At 53.4% G+C, this 7,761-nt stretch carries 9 protein-coding genes and 1 rRNA gene; 6 read left to right on the forward strand and 4 right to left on the reverse strand.

From position 1 onward, the window contains the following. Positions 1-157: 157 nt before the first annotated feature. Positions 158-1,009: a TatD family hydrolase gene (locus QHL1GM_RS05780; RefSeq protein ID WP_071693623.1), complete on the forward strand. Its 852-nt coding sequence runs from the start codon at positions 158-160 to the stop codon at positions 1,007-1,009. A 13-nt stretch (positions 1,010-1,022) separates the two neighbouring features. Continuing rightward, positions 1,023-1,502: a hypothetical protein gene (locus tag QHL1GM_RS05785; RefSeq protein ID WP_071693624.1), complete on the forward strand. Its 480-nt coding sequence runs from the start codon at positions 1,023-1,025 to the stop codon at positions 1,500-1,502. On the opposite strand, the gene QHL1GM_RS05790 is transcribed toward QHL1GM_RS05785, so the two are convergent. After that, entirely contained in the window at positions 1,499-2,083 is a 585-nt protein-coding gene (locus QHL1GM_RS05790) for an elongation factor P hydroxylase (RefSeq protein ID WP_071693625.1), read from the reverse strand. The genes QHL1GM_RS05785 and QHL1GM_RS05790 overlap by 4 nt on opposite strands. A 137-nt stretch (positions 2,084-2,220) precedes the next feature. On the opposite strand from QHL1GM_RS05790, the gene QHL1GM_RS05795 reads away from it, so the two are divergent. From QHL1GM_RS05795 to QHL1GM_RS05805, 3 genes are all read left to right on the forward strand, one after another. Then, positions 2,221-3,639, forward strand: a complete 1,419-nt coding sequence (locus tag QHL1GM_RS05795) for an MATE family efflux transporter (RefSeq protein WP_071693626.1) — start codon at positions 2,221-2,223, stop codon at positions 3,637-3,639. 2 nt (positions 3,640-3,641) lie between these two features. Continuing rightward, the gene (locus tag QHL1GM_RS05800) at positions 3,642-4,634 is read left to right on the forward strand and encodes a DUF3080 family protein (protein WP_071693627.1); all 993 of its coding nucleotides are present in this window, start codon (positions 3,642-3,644) and stop codon (positions 4,632-4,634) included. A gap of 109 nt (positions 4,635-4,743) precedes the next feature. Further along, complete coding sequence (locus QHL1GM_RS05805; RefSeq protein ID WP_007113139.1) at positions 4,744-5,439, forward strand: hypothetical protein; 696 nt, start codon at positions 4,744-4,746, stop codon at positions 5,437-5,439. Positions 5,440-5,534: 95 nt separating this feature from the next. Here QHL1GM_RS05805 and tusA read toward each other — a convergent pair whose 3' ends face one another. Beyond that, on the reverse strand, positions 5,535-5,789 hold the full coding sequence (gene tusA, locus QHL1GM_RS05810) for a sulfurtransferase TusA (RefSeq protein WP_071693628.1): 255 nt from the start codon (positions 5,787-5,789) through the stop codon (positions 5,535-5,537). 29 nt (positions 5,790-5,818) lie between these two features. Between tusA and QHL1GM_RS05815 the strand changes: the two genes are divergently transcribed. Then, positions 5,819-6,106, forward strand: a complete 288-nt coding sequence (locus QHL1GM_RS05815) for an antibiotic biosynthesis monooxygenase (RefSeq protein ID WP_071693629.1) — start codon at positions 5,819-5,821, stop codon at positions 6,104-6,106. 19 nt (positions 6,107-6,125) lie between these two features. Here the strand turns inward: QHL1GM_RS05815 and rlmM are convergent, their stop codons facing one another. After that, complete coding sequence (gene rlmM / locus QHL1GM_RS05820; RefSeq protein ID WP_071693630.1) at positions 6,126-7,196, reverse strand: 23S rRNA (cytidine(2498)-2'-O)-methyltransferase RlmM; 1,071 nt, start codon at positions 7,194-7,196, stop codon at positions 6,126-6,128. Positions 7,197-7,450: 254 nt separating this feature from the next. After that, positions 7,451-7,566: ribosomal RNA gene (gene rrf / locus QHL1GM_RS05825) — 5S ribosomal RNA — on the reverse strand. Positions 7,567-7,761: the final 195 nt, after the last annotated feature.

Here is a 7,761-nt window from a genome sequence, read left to right on the forward strand (position 1 = left end):
CATCTTAGGCGCTAATAAGCGCTAGCTGTTTACCTATCGAGCCAGTTTTTTTGCAATTCGTGCCATTTCCTTGCGTTCATCATCTTTAACACACCATTAGTCGATGCTTGCGCATACCGTTACAATGGAGCCTTTGCATATTGAACGGGAGACACCTTTGGCCACCGCGTATGCCGATGATTTTTTACCCGAAGCACTTCAGTTTCGGCCTAGCACCCCTTTGGTGGATATTGGCGCTAACCTAACCCATGAAAGCTTTGGTCGTGATCTTGAGGCGGTTATTCTGCGTGCCCAGGCGGCGCAGGTAACCACCATGATCGTCACCGGCACCGACCTTGCCCACGCCGAACAAGCGGTTGCGCTAGCCAAGCAGTATCCCGGCCTTTACGCCACGGCGGGAGTGCACCCCCATGATGCAAGTCGCTGGGATAAGAACCTTGAGCGCGCCATGGCAGCCCTACATGCCATGCCGGAAGTAGTCGCGGTAGGCGAGTGCGGTTTGGATTTTAATCGCAACTTCTCGACGCCACAGGAACAGAAGCGCGCCTTTGAAGCGCAGTTGGCTCTAGCAGTAGAAAGCGGTTTGCCGCTGTTTTTACACGAACGAGATGCCGGCCAGCGTATGCGCGAAATCCTGCATGCGTGGCGAGACGACATCAGCCACGCGGTAGTGCACTGTTTTACCGCTGACCGCGATACGCTGTTTGGTTATCTCGACCTAGACTTGCATATAGGCCTGACCGGTTGGATTTGCGACGAGCGGCGCGGTCATCACCTGCGCACTTTGGTAAGCGACATACCCTTAGAGCGTTTGATGGTAGAAACCGACTGCCCTTATCTGTTGCCGCGCAACCTACCGGCGAAGTTAAAGGGTCGCCGACACGAACCGGCGTTGCTGCCGTGGATTGTCCGCGAGATCGCCCAGTGGCACGGTATTAGCGAAGATGAGCTAGGTGCGGCAACCACACAGACCGCCCAGCGTTTTTTCCGTCTTCCCTCGGAATTTTGAAAGGAGTATTAGCGTGGCCGATTATCCAGGGTTTATAGCCATTGAAACGGGCGAAGAGGATGGGCTTCCGCTAGCCATTGCCTGGTCGCTGCCCGATGGCCGAGTGAAGCAAACATTGATTCAACCGGACGATAGCTGGATCAAAGAAGATACCAATGCTATGGGCGCCTACAGCATGGAAGAGCTGGAGAGCCTAGGTGTTAGCCCACTAGAGGTGATTCGCGAGCTTGAGAACGACCACTTCTCCGCCACGCTCTATACCAGCGACAACGGCGACGACGAAGCGGCGCTGGCGCGCCTCTTTGACACCTATGGGCTCGACCCTTTCGTGGAACTAGCCCCAGCGTCGGTGCTCTACCCTTCGCTTACTCCAGGCGAATGGCACCGACAGCGGCGTGAAACGTTTAGCGAGCTGGGCCTAGAGCCGATGCGCCCAGAACATGAGTTGGAAGTGATGCTATCGATGCATCAGCGCCTGACCGAAGAGGATTAAGCCGGTAGCGCTTTATCCATTTCATCTAACGTGGCATGCGCCTGTGCCACGGCCTCCGCTAGCGTCACCTGGTCAGAGTAGAAGCGCTTAAGCGCCACCTGGAAGGCGTTGGCGCGGGCCGGCAAGCCCTCCTTCAAGTAGCGCTGGGCACGGGCCTCTACCCGCGCTGCAAAGGCCTCTACATCTACCTCTATATCGCCGCCTAGATTGTCCACGCTGACATGAAACACGCGACCACAGGCACGGGTAAAAATAGACTCCAACGCCTGTGGGGCTATCTCAGCCTGTTCAAACGCTTTTTGTTGCTCAGCATCGCGGCCATCCGGGCAGTACCAGTAGCCGTAATCCTCTTGTTGGCGCCGCTGTGCGCCCGCAATACACCAGTGGCTGATTTCGTGCAGCGCACTGGCATAATAGCCGCGTGCGAAAATAACCTGGTGGTAGGGTGTTTCTGAGTTCGCAGGTTCATAGAGTGGTTCATCGCCACCGCGAATCAATCGGGTTTGGTACCGCTGGGCAAAAACACCATCAAACAGCGCGGTTATATCTTCAAGTGTCCACCGATCCTGCGTATGACTCACATAGACCTCATTTGTCACTGGTTTTAGGGCATTATACCTACCCGATTACCGCAAGCTAACGGCTATCCGCCAAAAGAGAGTCGCTCCTGCTAATATAGCGGCCTTTCATAGCAACTTTCCCCAGTAGGAGCCAACAAGTGGGCGGCTTTACTCAGCAAATTAAATCGGTTTACTGGCCAGAAACACGAACGTTGATGCACTTGGCACTGCCTATTTGCGGCGCTCAGTTGGCTCAAGCAGGAATGAGTGTCGTCGATGTCATGATGACGGGGCGTCATAATGCCACGTCTCTCGCCGCCGTTTCTGTAGGTTCAAGCCTTTGGATGCCACTCATGCTATTTATGACGGGCACTTTGATGGGGCTGACCCCGATTGTGGCTCATTTACTGGGAGGGCAGCGCAATACGGCTATACGCCCTGCCGTTCACCAGGCGCTCTGGGTTGCGCTAGTGCTAGGCGCCGTTGCGGCGGTGCTGCTCTGGTCGGCTGTCAAGCCGATATTTGAATTAATGAGTGTACCCCCAGCGGTCGCCAGCCAGTCTGCCGCCTATCTCTCGGCTGTCGCCTTTGGTATGCCGGGGATCGCCCTTTTTCAGGCGCTTAGAGCGTTTTCCGATGGCATGAATCATACCCGCCCGGCGCTGTGGATCAGCCTGGTCGGTTTAACAGTGAATATTCCTGCCAACTACATTTTGATTTACGGCGGCGACGGTTTGGTTGATCTATTTGGCGCCTGGCTTCCCGCTAGCTTGCAACAACTGCCTGCCTTGGGGGCATTTGGCTGCGGCATTGCAACCGCCCTATCAATGTGGACGATGGCACTAGCAATGGCCTACTACACACGCAGGGGAAGTACTTATAAAAGCGTTGCGATTTGGCAAAAACTGACATCGCCCCAGTGGCTAGGTATACGTGAATTAGTGGTGGTGGGCGTTCCCATTGGCGTGGCTATTTTTGTTGAAGTGACTCTGTTCACACTTATTGCGCTCTTCATTGCCAGCTTTGGTGAAGTCACGGTGGGAGCTCACCAAATAGCGCTAAGCTTCACCTCTATTCTGTTTATGTTGCCAATGTCGCTCAGTATGGCGCTGACCGTGCGAGTGGGTAATACGCTGGGGCAACAGCGCTTGGCCCTAGCCCGTAAAGTCGCCTGGAATGGCATTGTGATCAGTGTCGTCGTAGCGGTCATTAACAGCATTCTTCTGTGGGTAAGCGCCGTGCCAGTGATCGCGCTTTACACCTCCAATAGTGAGATACAGGCGCTAGCGCTCTCAATTATCGCTTTAGCTGTTATTTTTCAACTCTCCGACTCATTACAGGTCAATTTAGCGGGTGCCTTACGCGGTTATAAAGATACTCGCATTGTAATGGTAATCACGGTGCTCTCTTACTGGATTGTAGGCTTGGGTGGCGGCCACTGGCTGGGCTCCTATGGATTGGGCGATAGGGTCGCCCCGCTAGGGGTTCATGGCTACTGGATCGGGTTGATTGCGGGCTTGAGCACCGCAGCACTGTTACTTGGCTGGCGTTTACAGCGTATTAGCATTCGGGGGTGAGCATGGCTCAATGGAGAAACCTTTCTCTAGCAATAACCCTAAGCGCCTTCCTGGTTGGCTGTGGCGACAACCCCGCTGAGCAGCAGTGGCAACGCTACCAGCAACAACTCGTTGATGACCTTGAAGTGGAAGACATTCAAAGAGTTGACCCGGGTAATATTGGCGATTTCCCTCAGCGCCCCGATCGGCTCATAGATATTCCCGAGACCCGGGACAGCCTACTGAATGTATACGCACTGCGCGAATGCCAAATCACATCGCTAGTCGCTGCACGTAACAACCAACTGGGGCGCGTAGCGCCGCCTAGCCAACAGTGGTTATATGAGCGCACTCTATGGCAGCGGCTAAGCGCCTGCTTAAATAGTGAGGTTCCCGAGCAGTTAAGCGATGAAGATCGAACGCGCTTAGTTCATTTAACAGCAACTAAAACGGAACAGTTGCCCGCAGTAAGCTGGAACGCTATTTTTGATTCCAGCGAGTGGGTTAAAAGCTTTTCACGGGCAAGCCAGCCTTTAACTAACGTCGATGAAAGCACTATCGCAAGCCAGCTTGATGCCATTAATTACTTACAGCAAATGACCGACCACCAGTTTGACCGTGACTGGCAGCAAAACTCTGCAACCCTCGAAAACCATTTAAAAAACCTGCAAGAGCGGCCAATGACCGCTGAGGTGTTGCGCGCCCTACTGCTCGCTACTCAACGCTTAACAGAAGCGAATACATTATTAGCTCAGCAGAGCGATGCCACCACACGCTGCTTGAGTCATTGGGAATCACGGTCGCTTGACCGCTTAGCAAGCACAGCCAAGCAGTGGCTAACAGCGATTAACCGCTTAATTGACGCGCAGCAGGTAGACAAGCCAATGGCTATCCACCGCTATCAGTCGCGCTGGCTTTCGATAGAAAATGCCCAAGCTCCCTGGGGTCAGTTTCAGCAAACACTTACCGAGCATCAAGCGCTTCGAGCGCGCTTTACACCTTGCGCAGATAATTAAAAAACGCAGAACCCTTAACCTTATGAGCAAGTTGTGCTATTTGTGGATATGAGAGGTAAATGAGTCTGCTTTGCCAATCTGATGACCACGCAGCATAAGGAGGGACACAATGGGCGCATCCCTGTCACCCCGCTCTGCCCAGGTCATCGACCTGGAAACTGTGCGCCAGCGTCAGCAGGCGCAAAAGTGCTTAGTCCGTTTAGCCCCTGAGCTAGATGGATTAGAGATGGTTTACCAGCTCGCTGCGAGTCCCGACACCTACTATGGCTTGCCTATTTTGGCCTGGGGGTTAAGAGAGGACGGTAGCGTCATCGGTTTGGTGCCGTGGATGGAAACCCTGGCAGCCTGCCATGATCTGAATAGCCAGGAGAATGGCTACTTCGTAGGTTATCGTGATCCTGAAACGGAAGAAATTTTTGATACACCTCCCGATCACAAATACCACGAGCTAGTTGCGGCGGCTGAATACTTTGATTATGAGGCCTCTGGCGAAGTCACCCTCATTCAGCAAATCCCCGACACTCTGGGCACCCACGCGCTGTGTATGAATCACCCCAACTCGCCTTGGCATATGAAGCCCGTTTACGGCTGGCGCCTCTACAGCGACGGTAGCTTGGACGCGCTGCTTGCCGACGAGAACAAAGCGGCGATGACGCCGATTTTGTTAGGAGATCAGTGCTTGTACAGCGCTCACGCCCGCCATCAAACCGTTTACTTTTTCCAGCGTCATATCGCCAACCGTATACTGGAAGAAGATCCAGCAACGCTTGATGCACTAGCCATGATGGTAGTGGCCAGTGATTAACTCTTTAGTGCTGGAGCCTTGGGCGAGGCCAATATTCATTAGTTGATTTGAGCCTCGCCTGGGTTTATGCGCGATTTCAAAAGGCTATCTAAGGGCTATGCCAAGCGAATAAAGTAGAGGTAGTTACTCTCAGAGGCGGTGTCCTGCTCTAGCAGTTCGTGCCCTAAAAACTGACAAAATTTGGGCACATCCCGCGTGGTGGCTGGGTCAGTGGCAATCACTTTGAGCACTTGGCCTGGGGTCATGTCGCGCACCTTATTATGCATAAGCATAATCGGCTCTGGGCAGTAGAGTCCTGTGGTGTCCAATACCGCGTCAAAGTTGGGTAACGTACCCGTATTGTCAGCCATTAACATCCTCGATGTAGGAAACAAAAAGCATGATTAAAGTTATCATCGAACGGCGAATTATGCCCGGTCTTGAAGAAGATTTCGAGCAAGCAGCGCGGGAGGCAATGCGCGTTTCACTAGGCGTAAGGGGCTTCATCAGTGGTGAAACACTGGTAGAACTTGGTCATACCGATCGCCGACTGATGATTACCAAATGGCGTGACATCCGCGCTTGGAAGGAGTGGCACTCAAGCGAAGCGCGGACAATGGCCATGCAGCGTATTTTACCGCTGTTAACAGAAGATGAAACTATCCGGATTTACGAGCCTGGCTATTAAACATGAGGTTTCACTAGCATTAATCCCTAAGCCTTACATGCACCGTTACCTCTTCACGATCATGGTAGAGGTGACGGCATGATACGCTCGCATGCACGCCCGCTTTTTCCAGCGACTCTTCCAATGTCGTTAGGCAACGTGTTACCTCATCCCAGCGCTTTTTCATGGGCAATTTGAGGTTGAAGATCGCCTCCTTGCACCATTTACGAATAAGCCACCGCTCCACCATGGCTAGCACTCGCACTGGTTTATCAACAATATCGCAGACCAGCCAGTCTAGGCGCTGTGGTGGCTCCCAGGTAAAACCATCCTCTTTGAGATGATCAATCTGCCCCGTTTTCATCAACTGCGATTCCATCGGGCCATTATCAATGGCATACACGTACATGCCCCGCTGAACCAGCTGCCATGTCCAGCCACCAGGGGCTGCGCCTAAGTCAGCTGCCTGCATATGCGGTGCTAGCCGCACTTCCCACTCATCCCTAGGAATAAACTCGTGCCACGCCTCTTCCAACTTCAGCGTTGATCGGCTGGGCGCACGAGAGGGAAAGCGCAGCCGACGAATACCATTAATCAAATCGCTACGATTGCCTGGGAAGCTCATCGCCAGCTGCACTTGATCACCGTCAGTCCAGAAAATATGTAAGCGTCGTGCGCCCGCGCTGCGCCTTAACGCACCACGTTTTTTCAGCATACTTTCCAGCGGTTTGGTAAGCGCCTTAATCAGCCCGGCCAGCGCTTTGCCATCGTTGGTATCTGGCGTTTCATGCCAAATCTCTTCAAAGCTCCAGCGGCTGGCTTTGACCTGTTCCAAGATCGCGGTAAGACGGTCGTCACGTGAAAGAGTAAGCGCAGGCAAGGCCGCTAAGCTCTGGCGCGCGAAAATCAGCTTTTTAAACGCTGCCTGACGGTGTAAATCATTCACCGCTTCGCCATCGACACGCGTTAAGCTTACCCACCCTTCCCCATGAGATGATTCACAGACAATGCCCTGCAATGCTGCGTGATGCTGTAGCTCTGCCAGCGCATCACTCTCAAACCCAGGACGGCAGTAAACTAACCATGACGTAGGTACCGTTTCACTCACCACTTCACCTCGATTCCGCCCATCACAAACGGTGAGGGCTGCCTAATTAATTGGGGCGCATCATAGCATTTATCCAGCACTATTTATTTTCTTCCACGCAAACAAAAAACCCAGCCAGGTGGCTGGGTTTTCTGCGCTATAGGTGCCTGACGATGAGTCGGCCGGCGCTCCGGGACTCTCCATGGGGAGACCCCTTGGTTTTCGTTCGCACAACTAAAATACCCCAGCTTCTCTCGAAGCTGGGGTACGGTATAGGTGCCTGACGATGACCTACTCTCGCATGGGGAGACCCCACACTACCATCGGCGCTAAGCGGTTTCACTGCTGAGTTCGGCAAGGGATCAGGTGGTTCACGCGTGCTATGGTCGTCAGGCGTAACGGGTGGTATATCATGCTGACGAGCGAGCTTTCTATCGTTGCTTGCTCAATTGTGTGCGTCTCATCGTGCCGCCCTGGCAGTTTGTTGCTTGGGCCACACGCTGCGTATCCGGTGTTCATTGACGTCATCATCGCGACCAGACCCCTTGGGTGTTATAGGGTCAAGCCTCACGGGCCATTAGTACACGTT

It is taken from the genome of Halomonas sp. QHL1, assembly GCF_001882345.1.
Classification (GTDB): Bacteria; Pseudomonadota; Gammaproteobacteria; order Pseudomonadales; family Halomonadaceae; genus Vreelandella.

Excerpts from the sequence above, each read along its gene's own strand:
- tusA (WP_071693628.1), bottom strand. The coding sequence starts at position 5,789 with ATGGCTGACAATACGGGTACGTTACCCAACTTTGACGCGGTATTGGAC.
- QHL1GM_RS05800 (WP_071693627.1), top strand. The coding sequence starts at position 3,642 with ATGGCTCAATGGAGAAACCTTTCTCTAGCAATAACCCTAAGCGCCTTC.
- QHL1GM_RS05805 (WP_007113139.1), top strand. The coding sequence starts at position 4,744 with ATGGGCGCATCCCTGTCACCCCGCTCTGCCCAGGTCATCGACCTGGAA.
- QHL1GM_RS05815 (WP_071693629.1), top strand. The coding sequence starts at position 5,819 with ATGATTAAAGTTATCATCGAACGGCGAATTATGCCCGGTCTTGAAGAA.